The sequence below is a fragment of the Roseateles oligotrophus genome (assembly GCF_014204525.1).
Classification (GTDB): Bacteria; Pseudomonadota; Gammaproteobacteria; order Burkholderiales; family Burkholderiaceae_C; genus Paucibacter_A; species Paucibacter_A oligotrophus_A.
Genome location: NZ_JACHLP010000001.1, coordinates 912,695 through 939,366 on the forward strand (window position 1 = coordinate 912,695; position 26,672 = coordinate 939,366).

General features: G+C 62.2%; 25 protein-coding genes, 2 tRNA genes and 1 pseudogene. 13 read left to right on the forward strand and 15 right to left on the reverse strand.

The window, feature by feature from the left end; genetic code table 11:
* Positions 1-22 precede the first annotated feature (22 nt).
* The 12 genes from HNP55_RS04050 to HNP55_RS04105 all read right to left on the reverse strand — a co-directional run bounded on the left by HNP55_RS04050 (position 23) and on the right by HNP55_RS04105 (position 11,718).
* Positions 23-1,534 (reverse strand): hypothetical protein, encoded by a 1,512-nt coding sequence (locus tag HNP55_RS04050; protein ID WP_184296379.1) that lies wholly within the window; start codon positions 1,532-1,534, stop codon positions 23-25.
* Positions 1,531-3,177: a hypothetical protein gene (locus tag HNP55_RS04055; protein WP_184296381.1), complete on the reverse strand. Its 1,647-nt coding sequence runs from the start codon at positions 3,175-3,177 to the stop codon at positions 1,531-1,533. Before HNP55_RS04055 ends, HNP55_RS04050 begins: the two co-directional genes overlap by 4 nt.
* Positions 3,178-3,202: 25 nt before the next feature.
* Positions 3,203-3,916, reverse strand: a complete 714-nt coding sequence (gene epsI / locus HNP55_RS04060) for an exosortase-associated protein EpsI, B-type (RefSeq protein ID WP_246448126.1) — start codon at positions 3,914-3,916, stop codon at positions 3,203-3,205.
* Positions 3,885-4,784, reverse strand: a complete 900-nt coding sequence (gene xrtB, locus HNP55_RS04065) for an exosortase B (protein WP_184296383.1) — start codon at positions 4,782-4,784, stop codon at positions 3,885-3,887. The genes epsI and xrtB overlap by 32 nt, the downstream gene beginning before the upstream one ends.
* Before the next feature lies 1 nt (position 4,785).
* Positions 4,786-5,646, reverse strand: coding sequence for a CpsD/CapB family tyrosine-protein kinase (locus HNP55_RS04070; RefSeq protein ID WP_184296385.1), 861 nt, complete (start codon positions 5,644-5,646; stop codon positions 4,786-4,788).
* Between the two features lie 70 nt (positions 5,647-5,716).
* Positions 5,717-7,135: a chain length determinant protein EpsF gene (gene epsF / locus HNP55_RS04075; RefSeq protein WP_184296387.1), complete on the reverse strand. Its 1,419-nt coding sequence runs from the start codon at positions 7,133-7,135 to the stop codon at positions 5,717-5,719.
* 9 nt (positions 7,136-7,144) lie between these two features.
* Positions 7,145-8,035, reverse strand: coding sequence for a polysaccharide export protein EpsE (gene epsE, locus HNP55_RS04080; protein ID WP_246448127.1), 891 nt, complete (start codon positions 8,033-8,035; stop codon positions 7,145-7,147).
* Positions 8,036-8,054: 19 nt separating this feature from the next.
* The gene (locus tag HNP55_RS04085) at positions 8,055-9,062 is read right to left on the reverse strand and encodes an EpsD family peptidyl-prolyl cis-trans isomerase (protein WP_246448128.1); all 1,008 of its coding nucleotides are present in this window, start codon (positions 9,060-9,062) and stop codon (positions 8,055-8,057) included.
* Positions 9,063-9,582: 520 nt separating this feature from the next.
* Complete coding sequence (gene ubiE / locus HNP55_RS04090; protein WP_184296391.1) at positions 9,583-10,314, reverse strand: bifunctional demethylmenaquinone methyltransferase/2-methoxy-6-polyprenyl-1,4-benzoquinol methylase UbiE; 732 nt, start codon at positions 10,312-10,314, stop codon at positions 9,583-9,585.
* A 26-nt stretch (positions 10,315-10,340) separates the two neighbouring features.
* Positions 10,341-10,754 carry a gamma-butyrobetaine hydroxylase-like domain-containing protein gene (locus HNP55_RS04095; RefSeq protein ID WP_184296393.1) on the reverse strand — a complete coding sequence of 138 codons (414 nt, stop codon included), beginning with the start codon at positions 10,752-10,754 and terminating at the stop codon, positions 10,341-10,343.
* Between the two features lie 219 nt (positions 10,755-10,973).
* Positions 10,974-11,114 (reverse strand): hypothetical protein, encoded by a 141-nt coding sequence (locus HNP55_RS04100; protein ID WP_184296396.1) that lies wholly within the window; start codon positions 11,112-11,114, stop codon positions 10,974-10,976.
* A 94-nt stretch (positions 11,115-11,208) separates the two neighbouring features.
* Positions 11,209-11,718 (reverse strand): DUF1993 family protein, encoded by a 510-nt coding sequence (locus tag HNP55_RS04105; protein WP_184296398.1) that lies wholly within the window; start codon positions 11,716-11,718, stop codon positions 11,209-11,211.
* Positions 11,719-12,024: 306 nt separating this feature from the next.
* Between HNP55_RS04105 and HNP55_RS04110 the strand changes: the two genes are divergently transcribed.
* Complete coding sequence (locus HNP55_RS04110) at positions 12,025-12,477, forward strand: hypothetical protein (RefSeq protein ID WP_184296400.1); 453 nt, start codon at positions 12,025-12,027, stop codon at positions 12,475-12,477.
* An 83-nt stretch (positions 12,478-12,560) separates the two neighbouring features.
* Here the strand turns inward: HNP55_RS04110 and HNP55_RS04115 are convergent, their stop codons facing one another.
* Complete coding sequence (locus HNP55_RS04115; RefSeq protein WP_184296402.1) at positions 12,561-13,463, reverse strand: NYN domain-containing protein; 903 nt, start codon at positions 13,461-13,463, stop codon at positions 12,561-12,563.
* Positions 13,464-13,687: 224 nt separating this feature from the next.
* Here HNP55_RS04115 and HNP55_RS04120 point away from each other — a divergent pair, with 224 nt between their 5' ends.
* The 12 genes and pseudogenes from HNP55_RS04120 (at position 13,688) to HNP55_RS04175 (ending at position 25,706) form a co-directional block, all read left to right on the forward strand.
* The gene (locus tag HNP55_RS04120) at positions 13,688-15,418 is read left to right on the forward strand and encodes a nitrite/sulfite reductase (protein ID WP_184296404.1); all 1,731 of its coding nucleotides are present in this window, start codon (positions 13,688-13,690) and stop codon (positions 15,416-15,418) included.
* A gap of 13 nt (positions 15,419-15,431) precedes the next feature.
* Entirely contained in the window at positions 15,432-15,929 is a 498-nt protein-coding gene (locus HNP55_RS04125) for a DUF934 domain-containing protein (protein WP_184296406.1), read from the forward strand.
* A 14-nt stretch (positions 15,930-15,943) separates the two neighbouring features.
* A pseudogene (locus HNP55_RS04130) lies at positions 15,944-16,678 on the forward strand (phosphoadenylyl-sulfate reductase); the annotation flags it as partial.
* Between the two features lie 188 nt (positions 16,679-16,866).
* The gene (gene cysD, locus HNP55_RS04135) at positions 16,867-17,826 is read left to right on the forward strand and encodes a sulfate adenylyltransferase subunit CysD (RefSeq protein ID WP_184296408.1); all 960 of its coding nucleotides are present in this window, start codon (positions 16,867-16,869) and stop codon (positions 17,824-17,826) included.
* Positions 17,826-19,124 carry a sulfate adenylyltransferase subunit 1 gene (locus HNP55_RS04140; protein WP_184296410.1) on the forward strand — a complete coding sequence of 433 codons (1,299 nt, stop codon included), beginning with the start codon at positions 17,826-17,828 and terminating at the stop codon, positions 19,122-19,124. Before cysD ends, HNP55_RS04140 begins: the two co-directional genes overlap by 1 nt.
* A gap of 51 nt (positions 19,125-19,175) precedes the next feature.
* On the forward strand, positions 19,176-19,958 hold the full coding sequence (gene cobA, locus HNP55_RS04145) for a uroporphyrinogen-III C-methyltransferase (protein ID WP_184296412.1): 783 nt from the start codon (positions 19,176-19,178) through the stop codon (positions 19,956-19,958).
* 109 nt (positions 19,959-20,067) lie between these two features.
* The gene (gene fdxA, locus HNP55_RS04150) at positions 20,068-20,391 is read left to right on the forward strand and encodes a ferredoxin FdxA (protein ID WP_184296414.1); all 324 of its coding nucleotides are present in this window, start codon (positions 20,068-20,070) and stop codon (positions 20,389-20,391) included.
* 30 nt (positions 20,392-20,421) lie between these two features.
* Positions 20,422-21,546 carry an NAD(P)/FAD-dependent oxidoreductase gene (locus tag HNP55_RS04155; RefSeq protein WP_409993723.1) on the forward strand — a complete coding sequence of 375 codons (1,125 nt, stop codon included), beginning with the start codon at positions 20,422-20,424 and terminating at the stop codon, positions 21,544-21,546.
* A 336-nt stretch (positions 21,547-21,882) separates the two neighbouring features.
* Positions 21,883-24,039 (forward strand): TonB-dependent siderophore receptor, encoded by a 2,157-nt coding sequence (locus tag HNP55_RS04160; RefSeq protein ID WP_184296416.1) that lies wholly within the window; start codon positions 21,883-21,885, stop codon positions 24,037-24,039.
* Positions 24,040-24,075: 36 nt separating this feature from the next.
* A tRNA-Asn gene (locus HNP55_RS04165) sits at positions 24,076-24,151 on the forward strand.
* Between the two features lie 106 nt (positions 24,152-24,257).
* Positions 24,258-24,333: transfer RNA gene (locus tag HNP55_RS04170), tRNA-Asn, on the forward strand.
* 56 nt (positions 24,334-24,389) lie between these two features.
* The gene (locus tag HNP55_RS04175) at positions 24,390-25,706 is read left to right on the forward strand and encodes a leucine-rich repeat-containing protein kinase family protein (RefSeq protein WP_184296418.1); all 1,317 of its coding nucleotides are present in this window, start codon (positions 24,390-24,392) and stop codon (positions 25,704-25,706) included.
* Between the two features lie 3 nt (positions 25,707-25,709).
* On the opposite strand, the gene HNP55_RS04180 is transcribed toward HNP55_RS04175, so the two are convergent.
* Together HNP55_RS04180 and bfr are read right to left on the reverse strand one after the other, a co-directional pair.
* Positions 25,710-25,997 carry a bacterioferritin-associated ferredoxin gene (locus HNP55_RS04180; protein WP_184296420.1) on the reverse strand — a complete coding sequence of 96 codons (288 nt, stop codon included), beginning with the start codon at positions 25,995-25,997 and terminating at the stop codon, positions 25,710-25,712.
* Between the two features lie 124 nt (positions 25,998-26,121).
* Positions 26,122-26,601, reverse strand: coding sequence for a bacterioferritin (bfr, locus tag HNP55_RS04185; RefSeq protein ID WP_184296422.1), 480 nt, complete (start codon positions 26,599-26,601; stop codon positions 26,122-26,124).
* Positions 26,602-26,672: the final 71 nt, after the last annotated feature.

Here is a 26,672-nt window from a genome sequence, read left to right on the forward strand (position 1 = left end):
GGGCCGTGTAGCACAGTCGGCCTCATTTGCCACGCAAAACATCCAACTCGCGCAGGCGAAAGCTCCGAGTCGTCAGCACCAATATCACAAAGCAAAGAAGCAGTAATAGTGAGCCATACAGCACGTCCGACATTGCGGTCTCAAATGGGAGTTGAGCAACCAAAACAGCGCTCAGCATGGCACAGCCAAGCAACTTGAACATGAAGAGCCATTCGCCTTGCCAGGCATAGCCTGCACGCCGCAGGCCGAGCACCATGGTCAGAACCCAGACGCACTCGTCCCACACCACGACAGCAAAAGCACCCCAAACGGCCCACCCTTGGTAGGCTGACCACCAGGACAAAGGCAAGACGACCAAGGCGCACAGGCCAGCCCTTAGAAGCAGGCCACTCAGCTCCACACAATTGACCAGAACCACCGAAATTTGCCGGTGCACTCGAACAATCAGCGTCATGGTGAAGGCGGCTAGCACCCAGCGGCCGGAAGTGATCTTTCCGCCCGAGGCCAGGCTCAGCAAAGTATCTCCATACAAGGCGGTAATGCCTACCAAGGGCGCGACGGTGAGTGCACTCAAACGACTGGCCAATGCAGCCTCACGAGCCACCGGCACGAAGTCTTTAAAGCGGGCGAACATGCCAACAAACCGGGGCCGAAGAACATTCATCAACATCATGCCCGGTAGGTAGCCGCGCATGATTTCGACCAAGCGAACAATGAACCCAAAGCTCGCAACCACGGTCGGCGATCCAATGCTGGAAACCATCAGCAGCAGTGCTTGTAGCGTGAGCGGAAAACTCATCAAACTGCTCAGATAGTTGTTCCAGCCCGCCTTGAATGCCTCTCGAAATGCGGGGGGGCGCCACTCAATTGACACGGCGCGTTGACCACCAACATCGCGCACGGCGATGGCAACCACAATGCCTGCATAGGCCAGCGTGATCAGCGAGACGACAACTTCGATTGTCAGCAAGGTCTGCACGGCGAGCGTGTTCTCATGCCGGCTGAACCAGAGTGCCGCCACGAGCATCAAGCCAGTTCTCAGCATCACACCGAGCTGGGTAAATCCTTGCCTACCCATGCTTTCCAAGGCGTTCTCGCGCAGCAAGCGCATGCTGGCCTCAGACAGCAGAAGCACAGCTAGCAGGGGGCCGACACCCGCTTGAAAGACCAGTGCCGGTTGATGCCGGAAATGCAAAACCGCCATGCCAAGAGCAACGGCCAGACAAGTCGCTGCAATACGCACAACCACGGCCAAGCCTATAAATCGCTTCAGGCGCCCGCCATCTCCATGCACGACATATTCGGGAACGTAACGCAGCAGCAGCCATTCCACGCCGAAGGACGACAGGGCAATACCGGCTTCCAGAGTAGCAATAGCTGCCACATAGACTGCGTAATCCCCAAGGTCGAGCAGCCGCACCAACAAGCCAAGCCAAAAAACATTCAGTGCGGCAGAGCAAGCCTTGCCCAGCACAAAAATCTTGGCATTCCTAATAGTGCGCTGACGTGAGTAGGCCCCTTCAGCCACCGTCACGTACCAATCCTAGGCCTGAACACTTGCCGCTTCACCACCTTCACTTGACTGCTTACAGCCGGAAGAAATGCTTGTTTTTTAGCGAACCTAGTTAACACAAACACCATGCCGATGGCCAGTGAGGCCAACAACTGAACAGAAGAAACGTTAACGCTGGCATTGTTGTACAGGTAGCCAGAGCCAGTGAGCGCGATTGCTACAGCGCAAGACTCCGCCAGCGCAGACAAAGGCGGATCAGCCGCAAGCCGCTTTGCAAGGCTCAATGAACGAACAAAAGCCAACACGAAGATTGCAGCCACCAAACCGCCGCCAACGACACCTAGATCCCAAAGCACCGTCGAAGCAGACGAAGTTTGCAACTGGAACACATACTTCCGCGCCACTGTGCCCTTGCCAAACATGGAACTAAATCCTTTGCTTGCCGCAGGCCCGTAACCAACCAATGACTCAACCAGGCGGCCTCGTCCGATATTTTCTTGGCTCCAAGTCTTAAGTGCGCCCGTACGACTCAACTCGCCGGTCTCCCTATTATAGGTATATGTATCTTGCTCCGCCTTTGTCGCAAACTCAAATATCTCTGACAGGCTTTTTGAGCCCGTCTGCTTATTACTGTAGTGCAATACTTGATAAACCAACAACAAGCCAACGACAAACGCCAAGGTTGCCAATAGCCAAGCAGCAGCACTGACTGCCGACTTCAAGACCTTCGCCCTATTGAGAATAAGCAAAGCGAGAGGCAGAAAAATAACGACGACCTTAACTTCCGCTAAAAATATCGAAGCCATGGCAGCGGCATTGCTCAACCAGGCCAGCCGAGGCGAAATTTGCTGACTCCGCAGCAACGCCAGATTGCTTGCGATACCAAAGCAAAGGAACAACGCCAGGGCACCGCTGGCGCCCCCCCCCTCCGGATTGCCGCCAAAGCTGCCAACCACCGCATCCCAAGCAATGCCGGTGGCACCAAATGCCGTCGATGTCCCTTTCTCAACAAACAAGTATTGATACAAGCACAAAGGCAACTGAGCGATAAGAAACCACGGAATGCTGCGCCAGACTTTCAACCAAAACTCGCGCGGGGCGACCGCCAACGTGACAGCTGCGGTTAAGGCCAAAGGAAAAACATACTGCTTAACACCAACCAATGCCTGCATTGGCGGGTTTTTATTGACTAGTGCTGATGCAAAAACCAGCACGACAAAGGCAATAAGCAGGAAACCAAGTAGATCCACCCCGTCTGATCGCTCACCAGGTTTAGCAGCTCGCATTGCGTCCAGAGGAACTCGCGCCAGCATGACCGCCAAGATCAGAAATGGCATCCAATGCGCCTGTTCCACTCGCGCAAAATACTGCAGGCAACCCGCCACGATCATACTGACTACCAGTAACCAGGCAATCAAGGTGGTCGATTGCATCAGCAGAACCAAAGGTGCCACGATGATCGCCACGATCAAAATAGCGTACTGAATTGAACCTAGCCCCATGATTAGGCCGCAAAGCACGGCCACAATCATCATAAAAATAGGTAGGCCAAGCTTTATCGGAGCCTTCTTCCGACTACTGCCGCGCGCGGTGACTTGGGCCTTTGCTTCGCTACGAAGCCGCAGCTTCGTTCGCCAAGGACTCAGATTAAATGGCAGATTCATGCAGAGGCTTAGGCAATACTAGTTATCAGGTGCCAAATACCCGCGCGCGCCCGTCAAGCGCCATCGCCTGATGCAAATCAGAAATGAATTTCTGCTGTACCCGCTGCGCACGCTCAGGCTCGTTATCAATCGAAGAAACCCTCACCAGCATGCCATCTGGAATGATTCCACGAATGCCAAAGCGCAGTTGGGCAAGCTTTTGCTCCGACGAGCTCGTCGCCACCTTGTCACCCACGACAACCCAGTAAGTGATCGGCTCGTCCCGGCCGCCTAGCTTGGCCATCAACTGCTTGACATGCAGTTTCTTGGGCGCCCCGATATCCAGATCAGCGGTACGTCCCGACATGATCTGGAACCCTTGTGCCGGGTAGCACACCTCGGGACGGTGTGCACGCGTGCCATCCGATTGATCCCCCCCGTAGGCGACCGACAGCATGATGCGCTCGCCTTTCTGGGAAATATAGGTACGACTCAAGACCTGGTTATAAATTGCATCCAGCTTGGCCTGCACATCGGGCGCCGGGAGAATCACCGGCATGCTGTGGTCTTCACGCCATTCACCGAATTGCAGCGGAAATGCCTGACCCAGATTCGGCTGCCCAATTTCGTCGACCAAATGCTTGGTCGGGTGCCAGACATAGGCTGCCGCCGCAGCTGAGACCGCCAGCGCCAGTACCACGATACCTCGCACAATCGCCGCACTCACATCAAGCCCCTCGTCGCTGGCCAGCAAAAACAAAGCTCAGCAGCTTGTCAACAAACAACATCAACATCAGCGCCACCATGAACAAAACCATGCCAGCAAAACCATGCACAAAACCTTGCCCGGCCTCGTCACCAAAATGATAAGTCACCATCACCAAAATCATCACACGCACAATATTTGCACAGAATGATATGGGGACAAGCAATAGAGCAAGCGTTACGTTTCTCCCTGCCGAGGTGTAGTTCATGAGGTTCATGTACAACAAGCCCAGCGCTTCCAAGGTGAACATGGAGTTCAAACCTGCGCAAGCATCAGCCACCAGCAGTTGATACTGCCCCACCGTCAACATGACGCCCGAGCGGCCAATCGGATATCCCAGCCAATACATCAAGCTGCTGGCGACGCTGGACACAGCCATTTTCAAGGGGCTAGTGACCGAGCTGACCAATACGTCGGGCAAGGGCACCATGAACAACAGGAAGAACAGTGGGAACCACGCCTTCCGAAGCGCCCCACGCCCACCGAACAGCAGCATGATCGAGATGAGGACAAAAATCTGCGACCCGACCTCAAACAGCAAAATATCCTGCGATCTTCCAAATGCGTAGAACAACAGCGCAATACATAAGAAAGGATAGGCCAGCCAAGGCAATGGCTTCGTCGCTGCAGCTGCAATTTCATGCCGCTGCCGATATAAAAGCCAGAAACTCACGGCCAAGATAATAGGGCCATGGCCTTGCTCGTCTGAAACCCAGACGCTGTGCGACAAGGCCCAGTAACTGGGCAGATACAAAACCAGAAATGCCAGTGCCACCAGCACGAATGCCCGCAGATCAAACTGCGCAGGGAAAATCGCTGGAGCGACGCTGCGAGGCTGATCGGTCGTGGTATTTCCCACCATATCAGAACTCGTTGACAATCACGCCAACCACTTTGGCCGAAGAGGCAGAAACAGCGTCAACCAGTTCCTGCAGGGCAGCAACCCGGGATGAGTCCTTGCGCGCCACCACCAAGGCACCGCCACATCTCGCCGCAATCACGCTGGCGTCAGAGCCCAGATAGGCCGCGGGGGAATCGACAATCACATGGTCAAACTTGCTCACCAACTCGTGCAGCAATAAACCAAAGGCCGGGCGTTCCACCAACTCCACCGGGTTTGGCGGCGTCACACCTACCGGCAAGACAAACAAACTCGGAATGCCTTTGACCTGCTGTATCACCTTTGCTTCGGCTCGTCCGGACAAAATTCCTGACAAACCAGATGTATTGCTAAGTCCGAAAACTTCGTGCTGCCGCGGCCCGCGCAAGTCGGCGTCCACCAGCAATGTTCGCCCACCCAGTTGCGCCAGGGTGACGGCCAGGTTGGCCGCAAAATAGGTCTTGCCGTCGCCGGAATCCGGGCTCACCACGGCCAGAGCACGACGGGGAGCTTCCGCCTCACCAAAGAAGCGCATGATGATCTGGCTTCGAATCGCCCGAAACACTTCGGCCTGCGGTGAAAATGGGTGATTCAGTGCAATCAGTTCGGAGCTGAAGTTCTGCTGCTCACTCGGCGCGTAGGAATAATGAAATTGCTGCGACAGGGCAAACAAAACATCATCTGAGCTGGCGAGTCCAAGCGCAACCGCAGCCTCCCCAAACTTGACCTTATTGTCGCGCTGGTAGGTGAGAATTTTCTCAACTTGCTCAGCACCAAGATTGCGAGTTTCGGCAATGATGTCGCCAATAGAACGATCTTGAACAGTCGATTCGCTTGCGGTCATGATCTTTTTCAATCCTTGGCATTTGGCCTGAAGCACAAACGCAATCCAGTACGGGCTAACTGCCCAATATTTATCGAGGCGCGGGAGTGGAATTGCCCAGCACCCTTTGCTTCATCAAATTAGGAAGTGCCCGACGGCTTTGTGCGCCCGGCTTTGACAGGACGCCAATGACAGGCAGGTCCAGTGCCATTGCAATGTCATCGCTGCTACGAACACGCCGGTCCATCATTTCCATGACCATGATGGTTCCCAGCGCCAGCATGCCGCCGACAAGGAAAGACAGAACCATGTTCAGCAGTTTCTTGGGAGATGCAGGATCAACCGGAGGAACGGCCGGACTCAGCAAATTGACACTGCTTTGAGTCGTCTGGCTTTCGAGGTTCGTCTGGTTCAGACGCGCCAGCACCGCATCGTAGGAGCGCTGGGCGTTCTCCAACTCGCGAACCAAAACTGCGCCCTCGTCTCGCACCGCCTTCATCGCCAATACCTTGGTACGCTGGGCATCCAGGTCGGCCCGCACCTGCGCTTCGCGCTGCTTGCTGATGTTGTAGCTGACCGTAACCCCACCTGTGATTCTCTTGATTTCAGAATCCATGCGCGCGCGCAGTTCGCTCAAATTGGCCTTGAGCTCAATCACCTGTGGGTGGTTATCGCCGAGCTTGACGTTCACCTCTTGCAAACGCGCTTCTTGACGAGAGATATCAGATTTCAGGCCGGCAACGACCGGGCTGTTGAAAACCTCTTGGATTTTGTCCCCAGAACTCCCTTGCGCCTGTACCTGCCGGCTACCGGACTCGGAAGACATGGCCTGCAACGCCACCAATTGCGTCGAGAGTTCATTCAAACGGGTGTTTTCGATATCAAGGCGCTCATCCGCCGCGGTGATACCTTTTTCGCTCTGGAATGCGCTCAGACGATTTTGGGCTTTTTCCACCGCTTCGCGCGCTTCCTTGGATCGAACTTCAAAGAAGCTGCTGTATTGACGAGCGGGATCAACCCTCAATTCAAGCGATGTTTCGATATAGGCCTGGACAAAGGCATTGGCCAACCCAGCCGCAAAGCGCGGATCGGGCGCACGGTACGAAATGGAAACAACGTTGGATTCGCGCGAGGGCTTCACATCCATATTCTTTTGGAATGAGTCGGCAATCCAGGCATCCATACTTCCCTGGCCACCGGTTGCCTCCATCCATTGCGCGCGAACTTCGGGATTCTCATTCAGCTTCAAATTCCGAACGACTCGCTGAGCGACCCGATCGCTTTGAATAATGTCGACTTGCGTCGCCATAAAACCCGGCGACGGCATGCCCCCGTAGGCCATCACCGAAAGTGGATCGGGCTTCACATCAATCACGACGCTTGCTGTCGCTGCATATTGCTTTGGCAGCAGCAGCGTGATCACCAAGGTCGTCAGCAATGTGGCGCCCAAAACCAGGGTCCCCACCAGCCATCGGGCTCGCAGAATTGAGAAAAGCTGGGTGAGATTCATGGCGCCCTCTTAGAACAAGCTCTCTTTGACATACACAACGTCACCATCCTTCAACGGCGCTTCCATGGGCAGTTGCAGGGCTTCAACCTTGCCTTCGCTGTCCTTGCGGTTCACGCGGATGCCTTTTTCGGTGCCGCGCAGGGTGATGCCACCACCGGTGGCCAGGCTTTGCATGACGGTCATGCCACGCTCCAGCTTCATGGGGCCGGGGCGTTGCACCTCGCCGTAGATGTAGACCATGGGCGCACGGTCGACCCAGATGACGTCGCCGTTCTGAATGAAGATGTCGTTGGCGGCGCCGCCAGCGGCAAAAATGGCCGGGAAGTCGATTTCAACGCGGTAGGGCTGGCCTGCGCGCTTGCCCGTAACCACCAGCACCTCGGCACCGGTACTGGCCACACCACCGGCGGTCGCCACCAAATCGGTCAGACGCATATCTGCCGTTTCGATGGGGTAGCGGCCGGGGCGGTTCACATTGCCCAGCACGCTGGCCTGATTGCCTTTGACCTGCAGTACGACGATGGTGGTCTGCGGGTTCTTGACGAAGCTGCCTTTTCTGAGGCCTTCGGAGATCAGGTTTTCGGCCTGGGTCACGCTCAGGCCGCCGACCTTGATATTGCCCAGCAGGGGGTAGGACACCAGACCGTTCTCGGAAACGCGGGTCTCCAAGGTGAGGTCGGGATTCTGATAGACGGAGACTCGCATCACATCACCCGAGCCCAGACGGTACTCGGCGCTATTGCTGCTCGCCGCGCTTGCGGGCACGGCAGCGGCCGTTTGAGCGGCGGCCGGAGCCGCCGACATCGCCAGCACGGCCGACAAGCTCAAGGCCAGGCCGGTGAGGCCCAGTGGGCGAATCCTGCGGGTGTGCTCTTGCTGCATGCGCGTCAACATCTTCATCGATCCCATCCTCTTCAAATCACTTCAGACCCATGCCCTTGGAGATGTCGGCGGCGTTCAAGCCACCGGCACTGGCGGGCGCCTCGGCAGGCGCCGTCACAGCGGCCGGAGCAGCGCTGGCGGCGGGCGCCGAGGCGGCGCCGGCGGCACCTTCGCCGAACTTACCGACGTATTCCACCTTGGCCGCGTCGCGCAAGGCCTTGATGTCTTTTTGCACCTGTTCACCCTTGCGCTGATTGAGCAGGAAGGCTTCGATGGCGGGCTTGGCGCGGGCTTCGTCCACCGGCTGGCTGCGCGAGCCCACCAGGAAGAGCACGGTCAGGCCGGTCGGGGTTTGCGTAACGGCGGAGTCGCCGTCCTTCATGCGGGCAATCGCGTCCAGGCCGGCCAGGGGCAGTTGCTCGGCGGCGCGCACGGCCTGGTTGCCGGTGAACTTGAAGTCATTGGCCTTCAGGAACTCGGCAAACTCGGCCATGCTCTTGGCGGTTTGCAGCTTGCCGCGGATCTGCTCGAACTGCTCGGGCTTGGCCTCGATGGAGACTTCTTGCAGGCTGTAGATGCGGCGGTCTTTGAAGAGCGCGGGCTTCTCGTTGTAGTACTTGGAGATTTCTTCGTTGCTGGGCTTGGCCACCGACTCGCCGATGCGCTCGACGTAGGCGCGCGAGATGATTTCGCGCTTGGCGGCTTCGATCTGCTGCACCACGCGGGGGTCGCGGTCTAGCTTCAGTTCCTGGGCCTTTTGCACGGCCAGTTCCTGGTCGATCAGACGCTCCAGTACTTGCTTGCTGGCGGCTTCGGCCTGCTCGGGCTTGAGGCCTTGCTGGCGTTGCAGCACGTAGTTGATCTGATGAACGGTGATTTCTTCCTTGTTGACCTTGGCGGCGGTCTGCGAAGCCTTGTCGGACTTCTTGCCATCACCGCAGCCGGTCAGGGCCACGGCCACCACGGCCAGCGCCACGGCAGCGACCCGGAAGTTGGCAAAAGCACTCATGGCGTGGATTTGTTTTTGGTCGTTCTTCAAGTACATGGCAAATTCTCTTTTCTGCACGAAGCGCCGTTTTTCCAGCGCAACACATAGATGCTGCAAAGCAGCGCCCGGCCCAGCCTTCATAGGACGGCCGAGTGTAACTTTGGAAAATGACAATTGCCCTCCCCAAGCTCCCTCTTTCGTCGGGCCCGAACTCACGGTTTACCCGCGGTTACAAGCCTTTGCGATGCGGCCCTAACCCGTCCGGCAGGGCCATGGCGAAGCAAGCCGACGATGCACGCCTACCCCGGTGCAAACGCCGAATCTGAGCGCAATTGTGCGGCGCCGCAAACCAGCGCCTCACAACGCCCAGCCAGGGTCAGGCCAGCTGCCTCTCCAGGCGTCTAGACCATATCGGGTTTCGAGGGGGCGCCACCCCCATGACTAAGGGGGGGCCAATGTGACGGAATACGAGGAAGTGCGGCTTTTATATGCGCCGGGCGGCAGGCAGACAGCGCATGAAGTCAGAGCAGGCGCGGCGACGGCAAAACGGAGCGATGCCCGGTGGCCGCTCAGCGCCTCAGCACTTGATGCCGGCGTGCAGAGCCACCAGGCCGGCGCTGAGGTTGTGCACATCGACGTGGCCAAAGCCGGCCGTCTTCATCATGGCCTTGAGCTCCTGCTGGCCGGGGTGCATGCGGATGGACTCGGCCAGGTAGCGGTAGCTGTCGGCATCGCCGGCCACCCACTTGCCCAGGCGAGGCAGGATGTTGAAGGAATACCAGTCGTAAGGCTTTTGCAGCGGCGCGGCGACCTTGGAGAACTCCAGCACCAGCAGGCGACCGCCCGGCTTCAGCACCCGGCACATCTCGGCCAGGGCCTGGTCCTTGTGGGTCATATTGCGCAGGCCGAAGGAGACACTGACCAGATCAAAGCTGGCCGATTTGAAGGGCAGCTTCTCGGCGTCGCACAAGCCGGTGGGCAGCACCAGGCCTTCGTTGAGCAGGCGGTTGCGGCCCTCGCGCAGCATGGCTTCGTTGATGTCGGTATGCACGACCATGCCGCTATCGCCCACCTTGCGAGCGAAGGCGCGGGTCAGATCGCCGGTGCCGGCGGCGATGTCCAGCACCCGCTCGCCCGGCTTCAGATTGGCCACGGCCACCGTGTAAGCCTTCCAGGCCCGGTGCATGCCCATGGACATGAAGTCGTTCATCAAGTCGTAGTTGCTGGCCACGGAGTCGAACACGCCGCGCACGCGGCTGGCCTTGTCACGCTCGTCAACGGTCTGGAAGCCGAAATGGGTGCTGCTCATATTGGATCTCTTTAACGGGTCGCAGCTCAGTGGCTGCTGCAGGCGCCGGCAGACTTGACCGGCATGGCATCGTCACGGCCCCGGCCGGCGGCGGCCAGGCGGGCCTCGTAGTCGCGCCACAGCTCGGCCTGGCGGGCGCCCAAATCGTACAAATATTCCCAGGAGTAGAGGCCGCTGTCGTGACCATCGGAGAACTGTGGCTGGATGGCGTAATGCCCGACCGGCGCCAGCGCGGTGATATTGACCTCGCGCTTGCCGGTCTGCAGCGTCTCCTGGCCGGGGCCATGGCCCTTGACCTCGGCCGAGGGGCTGTAGACCCGCATCAGCTCAAACGGGATGCGAAAGCGCGCACCGTCGCTGAAGGCCACTTCCAACACCCGGGACTGCTGATGCACGGTGATCTCGGTGGGCGTGGGCGTGTTCGCGGAAAGTCCGGCCATATTGAGGATGCGAGAGGGGATTCTTGAAGGATCGGCTTCGCCACAAGGCTTGCCGGGGCCGCCAGTGTAGCGCCGGGGCTGGGTCCAGCGCAGACCTTGGGGCTGCCGGACGGACGTGAAAAAGCCAAGCCGGCATGCCTGGCTGGGCATGCACAAGCTTGGCTTGTTCGTCTTGCTGGCCCGCGCCGCAAGGCAGCGGCGGGATCGCTTGACCGGGCCTTACTTGGCCTTCTTGCTGCGGTCCGGCACCACGGTGGTGATGGTGGGCATCACGGCGCCGGAGGAGATGGGCTTGGGCGGAGAAGTGTCCTTCTTGGGCTTCTTCGCTTCTTTATTGCTTTTTTGCTGTCCTTTGGCCATGAGCTTCTCCTGGGTTGCTGTGCCTGACGCACGGATAGTGGCTCAGTGTGCCACGCGTTCCGGCGGGCTCAGGGCTCGCCGGCCCATGCCGGGCTCAATAAACGCCCATGTAATCCTTCTTGCCCAGCTCCACGCCTTGATGGCGCAGGATGTTGTAGCTGGTGGTGATGTGGAAGAAGAACTGCGGCAGGCCGTAGTGCAGCAGATAGTCCTGGCCCTGGAAGCGACGCTCCTTGGGCGTGCCGGGGCGCACGACGATCTCGCGGTTGGCGGCCTCGGCGAACTTGGCTTCGTCCAGGCTGGCGATGAAGGCCAGGGTCTGATTGATGCGCGCCTGCAGATCGGCAAAGCTCTGCTCCTTGTCTTCCACCGCGGGCACTTCGACGCCGGCCAGGCGGGCGCACACGCCCTTGGCGAAATCGCAGGCCACCTGCACCTGCTTGGTCAGGGCAAACATATCGGGGAAGAGGCGGCCCTGCAGCAGCACGCCGGGCTCGTAGCCGCGCGCCTGGGCATGGGCTTCGCCCTTGGCCAGGACGGCAGCCAGGCTGCCCAGCATTTGTTTGAAGACGGGCACGCTGGCTTGATACATGGCTTGGCTCATGGCTTGAGGCTCCGCAGGGTCGGAGAAAAAGAGTGGGGAATTGGTACGCAGACTGGGTGAGAACCCAGGGCCCGCATTCTGGCAGCGCCAGCCGCCAGCCGCCGGGCGCTGAGCGCGGAATATGCCCTTGCCCTGCCGAGGGCTTGCCGGCCGCTGCTGTCATGTCCCCTGAAAAATCAGTCGGCTCCTCGCAACAAGCAGGGCTTGCCGGGCGGTGGCCGCACAAAGCCAACCTAGGATCGACGGGTTTGGCCCCAGCAAGTTTCACCGAACACCGTCGTCAACAAGCCAATTCGAGGTAATTCCATGAGCAAATTCCTGCGCACCCTGGCCGCCCTGGCCATCGCCGCCAGCCCCCTGATGGGCGCCGTGGCCCATGCCGCCGATTCCACCGACCCCGTGGTGCAAAACCGCGCCAAGATCAGCAAGGCCGACAAGGTCAAGAACGCCGAGCTGAGCGCCGCGCGCAAAACCCGCAACGAAGCCCGCGCCAGCGCCAAGAAGGAATTGGCCGCCGCCAAGGCCGAGAACGCCGTCAAGGCCAAGGCCGCCGCCGCCGAGGGCAAGGACGCCCTGGTCGTGAAGCGTGAGTTGGATGCCCAGTCCAGCGCAGCCTACAAGGACAAGCTCAAGGCCGCCAACGAGCAGTACAAGAGCGTCGAAGCCCGGGTGAAGGCCGAGGCCGAGGCCAAAAAAGACAAGGCCAATACCGCCATCGCCAAGGAAATCAAGAAGGCGAATGAAGGCCAGAAGAACTGAGCAAGCCGGCGCCTGAAACGGCAAACGGCCCGCCACTTGCACAAGTGGTGGGCCGTTTCTTTGTCGAGCCTCAACTCAGGCCGTCACTCCGCGTCCGGCTGCCCCGGTGCCTGGCCGGCCAGGGCCACATGGCCGCCACTGATGGCGTCCACCTCGACCACCACTTCGGGAAAACGCAGCAAGAACTCGGAGAAATTGCTGCAGCCCAGGGCCTGCTCGTCAAAGCTGGGCAGCAGGCGCTTGATGAAGACCTTGAGCGCGCTGCGGGACACATAGTTCTCGCCATTGCGATCGACCAACTGCTTGAGCGCCCGCTGCAAGGCCAGCCTGGCCTCGTCCAGCGAGGGTGAGCCCACCACCTCGGCATCGTCGCGCGCCTCGGCAGGCGGCAGGGCCTGCACCGGCAGGGCCGGGATCTCGGCCGCACCCAAGCCGACCTCGACCGAGGCGGCCGAGCTGGCCAGCAGGTTTTGGTAGAACTTGAACTCGTTGCAACTGGCCGTCCAGAAGCGGTTGCTATAGCCCGCCACGCCGACACCTGCGATGAAGCGGCCCGCCTGCTTGACCTTTTGCGCCAGGCTGATGAAGTCGCTATCGCTGGAGATCACCACCACATGGGTGAGATGCGGGTGGTGGTGCACATCGCTGAGCGCGTCCAGCGCCATGCGGATGTCGGCGCTGTTCTTCATATTCGAGCCGCGCGGGAACATCTGGATCAGGTCCACCCCGGCCTCGTTCAGCGCATGGCGATAGTTGGCGAAGAACTGCCAGTTGCCATAGGCACGGTTGATGATGATGTCGCCCAGCGAGGCCGCGTACTCCAGGATGGGCTTGAGATCCACAAACACCGGCTGGGGCTGGAAGCGGTTCTCGCGGTAGGCACCGTCGCCGTGGGCGCTATTGGCCAGCACGGCGTGCAGGTTTTCAAAATCCCAGTAAATCGCCACCTTGGTGGCTTCGTTGCGCTGCGTGCTGTAGATGGGCATGGGGACGGGAAGCGGAAAACAAGAGCTGAGCAAGGCCGCGAGCTTAAGCGACGCGGCTGACATCGGTCTTTATATTTGATTGGAGATAAGCAATCTACCAATCGATAGTTTGCTTATATAACCCTCTTCCCTACAGTGCGAGGCTTCGGTTAGCCCTGGGCTGGCCTGCTCGGCACCTCTCTCTTGACGGCTGGCTGGAAAGTCGCCTACCGAACTCACACCTTATGTACGCCTATACCGATTTTGACCGCCAATTCGTCCGTGCCCGTGCGGCCCAGTTCCGCGACCAGCTGGAGCGCAATATCGCCGGCAGCTTGAGCGACGAGGAGTTCCGCCCCCTGCGCCTGCAGAACGGCTGGTATGTGCAGCGCCACGCCCCCATGCTTCGGGTGGCCGTGCCTTACGGCGTCTTGTCGGCGCCGCAGCTGCGCCAACTGGCCAAGATCGCCCGCGAGTTCGACCGCGCCGAGTCCGGCCCCTTTGAAGGCCAGGGCGGCTACGGCCACTTCACCACCCGCCAGAACCTGCAGTACAACTGGATCCCGCTGCACAAATCCGCCGATGTGATGGACGCCCTGGCCGAGGTGGACATGCACGGCATCCAGACCAGCGGCAACTGCATCCGCAACATCACCAGCGACGCCTTTGCCGGCGTGGCCCCGGACGAGATCGTCGACCCCCGCCCCTATGCCGAAGTGCTGCGCCAGTGGAGCACCCTACACCCCGAGTTCGCCTTCCTGCCGCGTAAGTTCAAGATCGCCATCTCGGGCACACGGGAAGACCGCGCCGCCATTGCCTGGCACGATATCGGCCTGCAGTTGCTGAAGAACACGGCCGGCGAGGTCGGCTTCAAGGTGCTGGTGGGCGGCGGCATGGGCCGCACCCCCATCATCGGCCAGGTCATCAACGAGTTCCTGCCCTGGCAGCAGATCCTCGTCTACATCGAGGCCATCGTGCGCGTCTACAACCGCTATGGCCGCCGCGACAACGCCTACAAGGCCCGCATCAAGATCCTGGTCAAGGCCGAGGGCCAAGCCTTCTTCGACGATGTGAACACCGAGTTCAAGCAGATCCTGGAGCTGGACGAGGGCGGCCGCGAGCACCTGATCCCGCAGGCCGAGCTGGACCGCGTGGCGGCCAGCTTCGTGATCCCGGCCGGCGTGCAAGCCACGACAGCCACCGACATCTTTGCCGGCGTGCAGCCCGGCGCCTACAAGCGCTGGCTGGAGCGCAATGTGCACGGCCACCGCCTCAGCGGCTACCGCTGCGTGACGCTGTCGCTAAAGCGCAGCGACATCGCCCCCGGCGACGCCACCGCCGACCAGATGGATGATGCGGCCGAGCTGGCCGAGCGCTTCGGCCTGGGCGAGCTGCGCGTCAGCCACGACCAGAACCTGGTGCTGACCTGGGTGCGCGAGGCCGATCTGCCCGCCGTCTTCGAGGCCGCCCGCGCCAAGGGTTTTGCCACGCCGAATATCGGCCTGCTGACCGACATGATCGCCTGCCCTGGCGGCGACTTCTGCGCCCTGGCCAATGCCCGCTCCATCCCGGTGGCGGCCGCCATCACCGAGCGCTTCGACGATCTGGACGAGCTCTACGACATCGGCGATATCGATCTGCACATCAGCGGCTGCATCAATAGCTGCGGCCACCACCACAGCGGCCATATCGGCATCCTCGGCGTCGACAAGGACGGCAAGGAGTGGTACCAGGTCTCGCTGGGCGGCTCCGACGGCGCCACGCTCTCGGGCACGGCCCAACCGGGCCGCGTCATCGGCCCCTCCTTCGCGGCCGACGAGGTGCCGGACGTGATCGAGTCCCTGATCCAGACCTACCGCGCCCAGCGCAGCCACTGTTCCGAGCGCTTCATCGACACCGTTCGCCGCGTCGGCCTGGAGCCCTTCAAGGCCCCGGCTAACGCCGTCCGCACCCTGACCGGCGCCGCCGCCAACTGATTCCGAAGCTGCCATGAAATTCATCGATTCCCACCACCCCCAGTGGCACCATGTCGTCGGCGAAGACGGTCCCAAGCCCGACCCGGATCCCGCCCCCCATCTGCTGCTGAGCCTGGAGCAATGGCATGCCGTGCGCGATCACTGGCCGGCCGGCCTGCCCACCGGCGTCGAGCTGCCCAATGACTACGCGGTGGAAGACATCGCCGCCGACCTGCCCCGCCTGGCCTTGGTCGTGCTGCAGTTCCCCAAATGGGTGGACGGCCGCGCCTACAGCCAGGCCAAGCTGCTGCGCTCGCGTTACCGCTTTGCCGGCGAGTTACGTGCCGCCGGCGAAGTGCTGGTGGACATGCTGCCCCTGCTGGCCCGCACCGGCTTTGACGCGGTGCAGATGCGCGCCGACCAAAGCCTGGCGGCCGCCCAGCGCGCGCTGGCCTTCTTCCCGGCGCAGGCCCGTTACCAGGGCGATGTGGAAACCGCGCAGCCCATCTTTGCCCGCCAGGAGGCCCCGTGAGCGGTCAGCTCTCCATGCTGGGCGGCGCGCCGGCCCGGGCCTCGGCCCTGGACCTGTATGCCCGCGCCACACCCGGTTTTGAGGAGCGCCTGGCCCGCACGGTGGCCCTGCTGCGCCAGGCCGCCAGCGAGCATGGCAGCGGTCTGATCCAGGCCAGCAGCCTGGGCGCGGAAGACATGGTCATCACCGACCTGATCAGCCGCCACGCCCTGCCCATCTGCGTCGCCACCCTCGACACCGGCCGCCTGCATGCTCAGACCCTGGCCCTGCTGCCGCGCATCCGGCAAAGCTATGGCATTGAGGTGCAGGTCTACAGCCCGCCCGAGCAAGCCGTTATCACCCTGGTGCGCGAGCGCGGCTTGAATTCGATGTACGAGAGCCTGGCCCTGCGCAAGGAATGCTGCGGCATCCGCAAGCTGGAGCCGCTGAAGCGCATGCTGGACGGCCGCACGGCCTGGATCACCGGCCTGCGCCGCGAGCAATCGGCCAACCGCGCCGACGTGCCCTTCACCGAGCCCGACGGCCCCGGCCGCGTCAAGCTCAACGCCCTGGCCGAATGGAGCTGGGCCGATGTCTGGCACTACATCCAGAGCTATGCCGTGCCCTATAACGACCTGCACGACCAGTTCATGCCCAGCATAGGCTGCGAGCCCTGCACGCGCGCCATCGCGGTCGGCGAGGACTTCCGCGCGGGACGCTGGTGGTGGGAAAACGACGATGCCAAGGAATGCGGCTTGCACAAGTCGCATTCCCCGGCGCAAGCCGGTTCCGCGCACGGCGCGGAAATTGGCAGCGGCGTTTCGGCGCAGGCTAACTTCGGCAAGGCCGAAGTTAAGGCCGCGACAGCGGCCGGCCGAAGCCAAGACGAGAACGCCAAAGAGTGCGGCTTGCACAAAGCCCAGTCAAACGAAGAACTGAACAATCACGGAGCCAAGGCATGAATGCCCCCCTGAATCTGCAAGAACTGGTGGCCACGGTGGATCAGCGCCATCTGGACCATCTGGAAGAAGAAGCCATCTTCATCCTGCGCGAGGTGGCCGCCGCCTTCGAGCGCCCGGGCCTGCTGTTCTCCAGCGGCAAGGATTCCTGCGTGGTGCTGCGCCTGGCCGAAAAGGCGTTCAAGACGCGGGTGGCTGGCAATGAATTCAAAGGCAAGCTGCCCTTCCCGCTGGTGCATGTGGACACCGGCCACAACTTCCCCGAGGTGACCGAGTTCCGTGACCGCCGCGTGGCCGAGATGGGCGAGCGCCTGATCGTCGCGCACATGGACGAGTCCATCAAAAAAGGCACGGTGCGCCTGGCCCACCCGCTGGAGTCGCGCAACGGCCACCAGACCGTGACCCTGCTGGAAGCCATCGAAGATAACCGTTTCGATGTGCTGATCGGCGGCGCCCGCCGCGACGAGGAAAAAGCCCGCGCCAAGGAGCGCATCTTCAGCCACCGCGATGCCTTCGGCCAATGGCAGCCCAAGGAGCAGCGCCCCGAGCTGTGGAATCTGTTCAACACCCGCATCCGCCCGGGCGAGCATTTCCGCGCATTCCCCATCAGCAACTGGACCGAGCTGGATGTCTGGCTCTACATCGCCCGCGAAAACATCCCCCTGCCCAGCCTCTACTTCGCGCACCAGCGCCAGGTGATACGCCGCAAGGGCTTGCTGGTGCCGCTGACCGAGGTGACCCCGCCCGAGGCCGGCGAGACGGTGGAAACCGCCACCGTGCGCTTCCGCACCGTCGGCGATATGACTTGCACCTGCCCGGTGGAAAGCACGGCGGCCGACGCCAGCGACATCGTGGCCGAGACCCTGACCGTCACCGTCAGCGAGCGCGGCGCCACCCGCATGGACGACAGAACTTCGGAAGCCTCGATGGAGCGCCGCAAGAAAGAGGGCTATTTCTGATGAACACCGCCTTGAACACCGTGATTCACGACACCGACGTCGACACCCACCACCGCGCCCTGCGCTTCCTGACCGCCGGCAGCGTGGACGACGGCAAGAGCACGCTGATCGGCCGCCTGCTGTTTGACAGCCGCGCCATCCTGGCCGACCAACTCGACGTGCTGGCCAAGCGCGCCGCCGGCGAGCCCATCGACCTGAGCCTCTTGACCGACGGCCTGGAGGCCGAGCGCGAGCAAGGCATCACCATCGACGTGGCCTACCGCTACTTCGCCACCAAGACGCGCAAATTCATCATCGCCGACGCCCCCGGCCACGAGCAGTACACCCGCAATATGGTGACGGCCGCCGCCGGCTCGGACGCCGCCGTCGTGCTGGTGGACATCACCAAGCTGGACACCTCGGTGGACGCCGTCGAGCTGCTGCCGCAGACCCGTCGGCATAGCTTGTTAGCCCATCTGCTGCGCGTGCCCAGCATCGTCTTCGCCGTCAACAAGCTGGACGCCGTGGCCCAGCCCGGCCCCGCGTTTGCAGCGGTCTCGAAAGCCTTGCGCGCCTTTGCCGCCCAGGCCGGCATCGAGATCACCGCCATCGTGCCCGTCTCGGCCCTGCGCGGCGACAACGTCACCCAGCCCCTGGCGGCCGACTGGTATAGCGGCCCATCCCTGCTGCAGGTGCTGGAAAGCCTGCCCGGCGTGCAGGAAAAGGTCGAGGGCCAGCTCTTGATCCCCGTGCAGTACGTGGCCAAAGACGGCGAAGGCACTGGCCACCAGGCCCGCACGCTGTGGGGCCGCATCGCCCACGGCCAGGTGCAGGCCGGCGACGAGGTGCAGATCCTGCCCAGCGGCCAGACGGCACAAGTGGCCGAGGTGCGCCGCGCCGGCGAGACCGTGGCCCATTGCGTCGCCGGTGAATCCGCCGGTGTGGTGCTGGACCGCCAGTTGGACGTCTCGCGCGGCGACTGGATCGTCACCCCCGGTTCGGCCCAGCCCAGGCAGAGCTTCGAGGCCACGCTGGCCTGGCTGGACACCGAGCCCGCCGTGCCCGGCCGCAAATACTGGCTGCGCCACGGCAACCGCTGGGTGCAGGCCCGCATCAGCGCCATCCAGCATCGCCTGGACATCCACAGCCTGCAAGAGCAGGAGGCCACGCAGCTGAACGTCAACGAGATCGGCCATGTGCTGATCGAGACCCAGAGCCCCTTGCCGGTGGAGCCCTACACCAGCAACCGTGTCGGCGGCAGCCTGATCGTGGTGGACCCGACGAGCAACCGCAGCAGCGGCGCCCTGCTGGTGCGCTGAGCGCGCCGCGTCACAATCCACAGCCTAGCAACTGAGCAGCAAGCAAGCATCATGGGAAAAGTCATCTTCGTCAGCGCTGGTCCCGGCGCGGCCGACCTGATCACCGTGCGGGGCGCGCGCGCCCTGGAGGCGGCCCAGGTGGTGCTGTTCGACGCGCTCACCGACCCGGCCCTGCGCGAGCTGGCGCCCACGGCCCAATGGATCGACGTGGGCAAGCGAGGCTTTTGCGACTCCACCAAGCAATGCGCCATCAATGCCGCCCTGGTCAAGCAGGCGCAAACGCATGAGCGGGTGGTGCGCCTGAAGGGCGGTGACGCCAGCGTCTTTGGCCGCCTGGAAGAAGAGCTGATCGCCCTGGCCGAGGCGGGCATAGCCTGCGAGGTCGTGCCCGGCGTGACCGCGGCCATCGCCGCCGCGGCCCAAACCCGCAAGCCCCTGACCCGCCGCGGTGTGGGCCGCAGCGTCAGCCTGACCACGGCCGTAACCCAGGATCTGGAGCTGCAAGCCGGCACGCGCAGCGCCGACACCGAGGTCTTCTACATGGCCGGCCGCCAGCTGGCCGCCCTGGGCCGCAAGCTGCTGGAGGCCGGCTGGGCGGGCGAGACGCCGGTCAGCGTGGTCTCGCGGGCAGGCTGCGAAGATGCCTTGAGCAGCGAACATTCGGTGGCCCAGCTGGCCGCCGCCAGCCTGCTGCACAAGGGCCGGCCCACCGTGGTGGTGGTGGGCGCAGGCGCCCGCCCCGTGCTGTCGCAAAACCACGAGAGGCCAACAAATTCCAGCATCACCCCTGGACTTGCGCGGCATCAAGCCCGGAACCCAAGCCTGACCGATTAAAATCACGGGTTTTGTAAAGCTGCAATTCAGCCTTCAAGGCTTGGCCCTTCACCAGCGCCAGGGATCGCAGCCGCCACATTCCCGCATTCTTTCAAAAACGAGCTGATCTATGACCCACGTCGTCCTCGAATCCTGCATCCGCTGCAAGTACACCGACTGCGTCGATGTCTGCCCGGTGGACTGCTTCCGCGAAGGCCAGAACTTCCTCGCCATCGACCCGGACGAATGCATCGACTGCGCCGTCTGCATCCCCGAGTGCCCGGTCAACGCCATCGTCCCCGAAGAAGATGTGCCCGGCAATATGCAGCACATGATCAAACTGAATGCCGAGCTGGCCCAGAAGTGGCCCAGCATCACCAAGCGCAAGGCCTCGATGCCCGACGCTGAGGACTGGAAGGATCGCACGGACAAGCTGTCCGAACTGATCCGCTAATTCTCCCGGCAGCTTGCCGGGACCAACCCAATGGAACTTCAATTGAACGCAGAGACCGCCCTGATGGCCGCCGACATTCCCACCCCAGGCCCCAACGCAATCGAGACCGATGCCGTCATCGTCGGGGCCGGTCCGGTCGGCCTGTTCCAGGTGTTTGAGCTGGGCTTGCTCGAAATCAAGGCCCACATCATCGACTCGCTGGCCTACCCCGGCGGCCAATGCATTGAGCTCTATCCCGACAAGCCCATCTACGACATCCCGGCCGTGCCCATCTGCACCGGCAAGGAGCTGACCGACAACCTGCTCAAACAGATCGAGCCCTTTGGCGCGACCTTCCATCTGGGCCAGGAAGTGACGACGGTGTTGAAGCAGCCCGATGGCCGCTTCTTCGTCGCCACCTCCAAGGGCACCGAATTCCTGACCAAGACCATCTTCATCGCCGGCGGCGTGGGTAGCTTCCAGCCCCGTACCCTGAAGGTCGACGGCATCGACAAGTTCGAAGGCTCGCAGCTGCACTACCGCGTGCGCAAGCCCGAGCAGTTTGCCGGCAAGAACCTGGTCATCGTCGGCGGCGGCGACTCGGCCCTGGACTGGGCGCTGAACTTCTGCGCCGGCAACGAAGACGGCGGCGCCAACAAGGCCGAGAGCGTGATCCTGCTGCACCGTCGCGACGGCTTCCGTGCCGCCCCGGCCAGCGTGGCCAAGATGCGCGAGCTCTGCGATGCCTACGAGATGCAGTTCGTGGTCGGCCAGGTCAGCGACATCGTCGAGGCCGATGGCGTGCTGAACGCGCTCAAGGTCACCGGCGGTGACGGCGTGACCCGCGTCGTGCCTTGCGACCAGGTGCTGGTGTTCTTCGGCCTTAGCCCCAAGCTGGGCCCGATCGCCGAATGGGGCCTGGCCCTGGAGCGCAAGCAGATCGTCGTCGACACCGAGAAGTTCGAGACCAGCGTGCCCGGCATCTTTGCCGTGGGCGATGTGAACACCTATCCCGGCAAGAAGAAGCTGATCCTGTCCGGCTTCCACGAATGCGCCCTGGCCGCCTTCGCTGCCGCGCCCTATATCTTCCCGGACAAGCGTGTGCATCTGCAGTACACCACCACCAGCCCCAAGCTGCACAAGGTGCTGGGCGTGGAATCTCCCGTATTTGACTGAGCACCCCGCAGGCGCCCCGCGCCCCGGCCAAGAAAGCCCGCTGCCCAGCGGGCTTTTTTCATGGCCTGGCTACAATGCCACATCGCAAGCGGCTTCGCGGCTGCTTGCGTTTCTTCGCTAGGGGTGCTGGCTCATCGCATGAGCCGGCTGAGACAGTCCCTTTGAACCTGATTGACGGCATTCCGCCGTCAGGCCACATAGGCTTGCCTTTGTGGCCCGAGTTAATCCTCGCGCAGGGAAGCCAGCTCGCATGCGGCCCGTGTCCAGGCCTCGTTCATTGGGAACGGGGGCTGCACCCCGCATCTCGCTTGCCCCCTGCCATCGCTTGAAGTCCCGATGGCATACCCAAAAATCCCCCACTCCTTCATTGCCGCAGCCGCTCTGCTGAGCTGCTCGGCGGCCGCCCTGGCTCAATCCGCCCTGCCCACCGTCACCGTGACCGGCCGCAGCGCCGACACGCCCGTCAGCGTCGGCGGTTTTGGCGAGACCCCCCTCGCCAAGCTGCCCATGCAGGCCAGCGTCCTGAACGCCGAGCGCCTGCAGGACCTGGGCCTGAGCAATCTGGCCGGCATCACCGCCCTGGATGCCTCGCTGAGCGATGCCTACAACGCCGACGGCTATGTGTCCTATCTGAAGATCCGCGGCTTTGATCTGGACAACCGCTTCAACTACCGCCGCGAGGGCCTGCCCATCAATGCCGAGACGGCGCTGAGTCTGGGCAATAAATCGGGCCTGGAAGTGCTCAAGGGCAGCAGCGGCATCCAGGCCGGCACCAGCTCGCCCGGAGGTCTGGTGAATCTGCTGGTCAAGCGCCCCACGGCCAAGGACCTGACGGTGCTGGGCCTGAGCGTCAGCGAGCGCGGCACGGTGGAGGGCTCGGTCGACCTGAGCCGCCGCTTCGGCGAATCCCAAGCCTTCGGCCTGCGGCTCAATGCCAGTGCGGCCCAGCTCAAGCCCCTGCTCCGCGACGCGGACGGCAATCGCCAGCTCTTCGCCTTGGCGGGCGATTGGCGCGTGTCGCCCAGCACCTTGCTGGAGGCCGAGCTGGAATGGAATCGCCAAAGCCAGCCCAGCCAGCCCGGCTTCAGCCTGCTAGGCGACAAGCTGCCCGATGCAAGCCAGATCGATCCACGCATCAATCTGAACAATCAGAGCTGGACACAGCCCGTGGTGTTCAACAACCAGCATGCCTCGCTGCGCCTGACGCAAAAACTGAACGCCGACTGGACGGCCCAGGCCCATCTGGGCGTGCAGCGCCTGAAGACCGATGATCGCCTGGCCTATGCCTATGGCCTGTACGACCCGGACACTTACGACTGCGGCTCCACCTGCGACCGCTACAGCGCCGCGGGCACCTTCTCGGTCTGGGACTTCCGCAGCGAAAACGAGCGCCGCAATAGTGATGCCCTGGATCTGAATCTCAGCGGCAGGTTCAATACCGCAGGCTTCGCTCATCGGATCCATAGCGGGGTCTTGTTCAGCCGCTTCAGCAGCCGCTTCCAGCGCCAGGCCTACAACTTGGTGGGCGTCGGCAATATTCAGGGTACGGCGCAACTGCCTTCCGACCCCAGCCTCACCGACGAGAACACCAATCGCGATGAACGCAGCAGCGAGTTCTATCTGCGCGACAGCGTGCAGCTGGGCAGCGATTGGCAGCTCTGGGCCGGCCTGCGCCACACCCGCTTGCAGCGCGACAGCGTGCGCACCGATGGCTCACGCCCCACCGGCTACTCGCAGGCCTTCACCACACCCTGGCTGGGCCTGGGCTACAACATCAACGCACAGCTGATGGCTTATGCCAGCTGGGGCGAAGGGGTGGAGAGCGAAGTCACACCCAATCGCAAGCGCTACGGCGACACGGCCGGCCAGGCCCTGCCGGCCCTGAAGAGCAAGCAGTTGGAAGTGGGCCTGAAGGCGGGCAGCAATACGGTGGACTGGTCCCTGAACTGGTTTGATGTGCAGCGCCCCAGCTGGCGCGACATCGGCCTGTGCAAGGACAGCAAACCCGGCAGCTGCGAGCGCCGCGCCGACGGCACGGCGCATCACCAGGGCTTTGAGGCCCAGGCCGATCTGAAATGGAGCGGCGGCGGTCTGCTGGCCAGCGCCATGAAGCTCAAGGCCCGCCGCGAGGGCAGCGCCGATGCCTCGCTCAACGGCCTGCGCCCGGCCAACGTGCCCGAGAACAATCTGCGCCTGCAGGCCCGCCAGAGCCTGGCCGCCCTGCCCGGCCTGCAACTGCAGCTGGGCCTGGTCTACGAGGGCCCGCGCGCCGTGCTGCCCGACAACAGCGTCAACATCCCGGGCTGGACCCGCATCGACGCCGGTGCGCGTTACGAACAATTGCTGGGCAAAACGCTGCTAACCTGGCGCGTGGGCGTGGACAATCTCGCCAATCGTCGCGCCTGGAAGGAATCACCCTTCCAGTTCGACCATGCTTACCTCTATCCCCTTGCGCCTCGCACTTGGCGAACAAGTTTTGAAATTAGCTTGTAAAGCTCTCAAAATCTGTACTACAATGCAAGGCTCAGTTCCTCGATAGCTCAGTCGGTAGAGCGCCGGACTGTTAATCCGTAGGTCCCTGGTTCGAGCCCAGGTCGAGGAGCCAACTGATAGCTCAGGAAGCCGCTGATTCGCAAGAGTCAGCGGCTTTCGCTATTTATGTAAGCCTATTCTTTTTTTTTTCGAATAGGCCGAAATTTGTACCGATCAATTCCTCGATAGCTCAGTCGGTAGAGCGCCGGACTGTTAATCCGTAGGTCCCTGGTTCGAGCCCAGGTCGAGGAGCCATTAAAAGCCCTGATGCCACACCGCATCGGGGCTTTTTCTTTTTCCGCTCAGCAAGCATGAACACTCTGGAGCAATTGCGTACAGGTCAGTTGTTAGGCACCAAGCATCTGAAGCTGGCCTGTGGGCTGAGCGAGTTCCCACCCGAGATCTTCGAGTTGGAGGACACGCTTGAGGTGCTGGATCTGTCCGGCAACGCCCTGTCCCGCCTGCCCGAGGACCTGCACCGCCTGAAGCGCCTGCGCATCCTGTTCTGCTCCGGCAATCGCTTCACCGAGCTGCCCGCCGTGCTGGGCGCTTGCGCAGCGCTGGAGATGGTGGGTTTCAAGAGCAACCAGATCTGCCGCGTGCCGGCCGAGGCCATTCCGCCGCAGCTGCGCTGGTTGATCTTGACCGACAACCAGATCGAAACCCTGCCCGCGACGCTGGGCCAATGCATGCGCCTGCAAAAGCTGGCCCTGGCGGGCAATCGCCTACGCACCCTGCCCGCCAGCATGGCCGCCTGCACAGGGCTGGAGCTGCTGCGCATCTCGGCCAATCGGTTCAACGAGCTGCCTGGCTGGCTGCTCACCCTGCCCCGCCTCAGCTGGCTGGCGTTTGGCGGCAACCCCATGAATCTGGCGGCCGAGCGGCAAGCCCTTGAGCAAAGCCCTCTGCCCACCATTGCCTGGCCGCGTATCCGGCTGGGCCAGCAGTTAGGTGAAGGTGCATCCGGCTTCATCTATCGCGCCCAATTGGGCGAACCCCAGGCGGGCGAGGCCCTGGCCCTGAAGCTCTTCAAGGGCGAGGTCACCAGCGACGGCCTGCCCAGCAGCGAAATGGCCGCCGCCGTCCAGGCCGGCAGCCATCCACATCTGATCCCGGTGCAGGCCCGCCTGGTCGAACACCCCAAACAAGCCATGGGCTTGCTGATGCGCTTGGTGGACAACGATTTCCAAAGCCTGGCCGGCCCACCCAGCCTGCAATCCTGCACCCGCGATGTGTACGACGCCGAGCGGCGCTTCGAGCTGCCCGCCCTGCTGCGCCTGGCCAGCGGCATCGCCTCGGCGGCCCGGCATCTGCACAGCCGAGGCCTGCTGCACGGCGACCTCTACGGCCACAACATCTTGCACAACGGCCAAGGCAAGGCCTTGCTGGGGGATTTCGGTGCGGCCACATTCTTCGAGCGCGGTGACCGGGAGCTGGCGCAAGCGCTGCAAGCCATCGAGGTGCGCGCCTTTGCCTACTTGCTGGAAGAGTTGCTGGAACGCTGCCTCAGCGATGCGACCATGCTGGCGCCGCTACAGGTCTTGCTGAGGGCCTGCCTGGCGGAACAAGCCGCGCAGCGACCCTCCTTTGCCCAGATCGTTCAGCAGTTGGAACGGCTGCGAGCCTAAGGCCTAGGCCCGCAAAGCATCGGCGGCTACCGCCTGGACCGGCACCAGCACGGCGGCGGCGGCACCGGCGCAGGTCTTGCCGCAAGAAGTCGCGCAGGCACCGCCGCAGCGACCAGCGCAACCGGCCTTCATCAAGGCCTCATCAAACACCTCGCGGGCGCAATCCAGGCAGCAGGCACAGGCCGAGGCCACCCGGGTTTCATCTTGCAGAAGATCAAAATTGCGAACGCCGGACTCCACGCTGCGGCGGATGTCGCGGTCGGAGACGCGATGGCAGAGGCAAACAATCATCGGGGAATCGCCAGCGGTTTGATCGGGCTGCACCAAGGTGCGATGGCCCGAATACTAACGCAAATGCGAATCCCTCTCAATATCTATGGTCTTGGCAAACGCCAAGAACCACATCACCGCTGAATCAGGATGCGGCGCCGCCCATCTGGGTCTGCAGCCAGTTCTGCTCACCCAACTGGGCCACCAGCTCGATCTGGGTTTCCAGATGGTCGATGTGCTCCTCGGTGTCGGACAAGATTTCTTCCAGCACCTCACGGGACACGTAGTCGCGCACGGTTTCGCAGTAGGCGATTGCTTCCTTCAACAGCGGATGCGAGCCGACCTCGATCTTCAGATCACAGTGCAGGACCTCGACCGCGGACTCACCGATATACAGCTTGCCCAGATCCTGCAGATTGGGCAGGCCTTCCAGCATCAGGATGCGATCCATCAGCTTGTCGGCATGCTTCATCTCCTCGATGGACTCCTCGTACTCATGCTTGGCCAGGCGCTCAAAGCCCCAGTTCTTCAGCATGCGGTAGTGCAAGAAATATTGGTTGATGGCCGTCAGCTCATTCTTCAGCTGGGCATTCAGATACTCAATGACCTTGGCGTCACCCTTCATGGCAGGCTCCTCTTTGTTTGTTTGGACAGATGCTTGGTGCCGATTGTGGCTGGAGGCGCGAGCCACTCCCA

What these genes read in the sequence shown, in the direction of transcription:
- HNP55_RS04055 (WP_184296381.1), bottom strand. Translation starts at nt 3,177, where the DNA reads ATGAATCTGCCATTTAATCTGAGTCCTTGGCGAACGAAGCTGCGGCTT.
- xrtB (WP_184296383.1), bottom strand. Translation starts at nt 4,784, where the DNA reads ATGGTGGGAAATACCACGACCGATCAGCCTCGCAGCGTCGCTCCAGCG.
- HNP55_RS04070 (WP_184296385.1), bottom strand. Translation starts at nt 5,646, where the DNA reads ATGACCGCAAGCGAATCGACTGTTCAAGATCGTTCTATTGGCGACATC.
- epsF (WP_184296387.1), bottom strand. Translation starts at nt 7,135, where the DNA reads ATGAATCTCACCCAGCTTTTCTCAATTCTGCGAGCCCGATGGCTGGTG.
- epsE (WP_246448127.1), bottom strand. Translation starts at nt 8,035, where the DNA reads ATGAAGATGTTGACGCGCATGCAGCAAGAGCACACCCGCAGGATTCGC.
- HNP55_RS04085 (WP_246448128.1), bottom strand. Translation starts at nt 9,062, where the DNA reads ATGTACTTGAAGAACGACCAAAAACAAATCCACGCCATGAGTGCTTTT.
- ubiE (WP_184296391.1), bottom strand. Translation starts at nt 10,314, where the DNA reads ATGAGCAGCACCCATTTCGGCTTCCAGACCGTTGACGAGCGTGACAAG.
- HNP55_RS04095 (WP_184296393.1), bottom strand. Translation starts at nt 10,754, where the DNA reads ATGGCCGGACTTTCCGCGAACACGCCCACGCCCACCGAGATCACCGTG.
- HNP55_RS04100 (WP_184296396.1), bottom strand. Translation starts at nt 11,114, where the DNA reads ATGGCCAAAGGACAGCAAAAAAGCAATAAAGAAGCGAAGAAGCCCAAG.
- HNP55_RS04105 (WP_184296398.1), bottom strand. Translation starts at nt 11,718, where the DNA reads ATGAGCCAAGCCATGTATCAAGCCAGCGTGCCCGTCTTCAAACAAATG.
- HNP55_RS04110 (WP_184296400.1), top strand. Translation starts at nt 12,025, where the DNA reads ATGAGCAAATTCCTGCGCACCCTGGCCGCCCTGGCCATCGCCGCCAGC.
- HNP55_RS04115 (WP_184296402.1), bottom strand. Translation starts at nt 13,463, where the DNA reads ATGCCCATCTACAGCACGCAGCGCAACGAAGCCACCAAGGTGGCGATT.
- HNP55_RS04120 (WP_184296404.1), top strand. Translation starts at nt 13,688, where the DNA reads ATGTACGCCTATACCGATTTTGACCGCCAATTCGTCCGTGCCCGTGCG.
- HNP55_RS04125 (WP_184296406.1), top strand. Translation starts at nt 15,432, where the DNA reads ATGAAATTCATCGATTCCCACCACCCCCAGTGGCACCATGTCGTCGGC.
- cysD (WP_184296408.1), top strand. Translation starts at nt 16,867, where the DNA reads ATGAATGCCCCCCTGAATCTGCAAGAACTGGTGGCCACGGTGGATCAG.
- HNP55_RS04140 (WP_184296410.1), top strand. Translation starts at nt 17,826, where the DNA reads ATGAACACCGCCTTGAACACCGTGATTCACGACACCGACGTCGACACC.
- cobA (WP_184296412.1), top strand. Translation starts at nt 19,176, where the DNA reads ATGGGAAAAGTCATCTTCGTCAGCGCTGGTCCCGGCGCGGCCGACCTG.
- fdxA (WP_184296414.1), top strand. Translation starts at nt 20,068, where the DNA reads ATGACCCACGTCGTCCTCGAATCCTGCATCCGCTGCAAGTACACCGAC.
- HNP55_RS04155 (WP_409993723.1), top strand. Translation starts at nt 20,422, where the DNA reads ATGGAACTTCAATTGAACGCAGAGACCGCCCTGATGGCCGCCGACATT.
- HNP55_RS04160 (WP_184296416.1), top strand. Translation starts at nt 21,883, where the DNA reads ATGGCATACCCAAAAATCCCCCACTCCTTCATTGCCGCAGCCGCTCTG.
- HNP55_RS04175 (WP_184296418.1), top strand. Translation starts at nt 24,390, where the DNA reads ATGAACACTCTGGAGCAATTGCGTACAGGTCAGTTGTTAGGCACCAAG.
- HNP55_RS04180 (WP_184296420.1), bottom strand. Translation starts at nt 25,997, where the DNA reads ATGATTGTTTGCCTCTGCCATCGCGTCTCCGACCGCGACATCCGCCGC.
- bfr (WP_184296422.1), bottom strand. Translation starts at nt 26,601, where the DNA reads ATGAAGGGTGACGCCAAGGTCATTGAGTATCTGAATGCCCAGCTGAAG.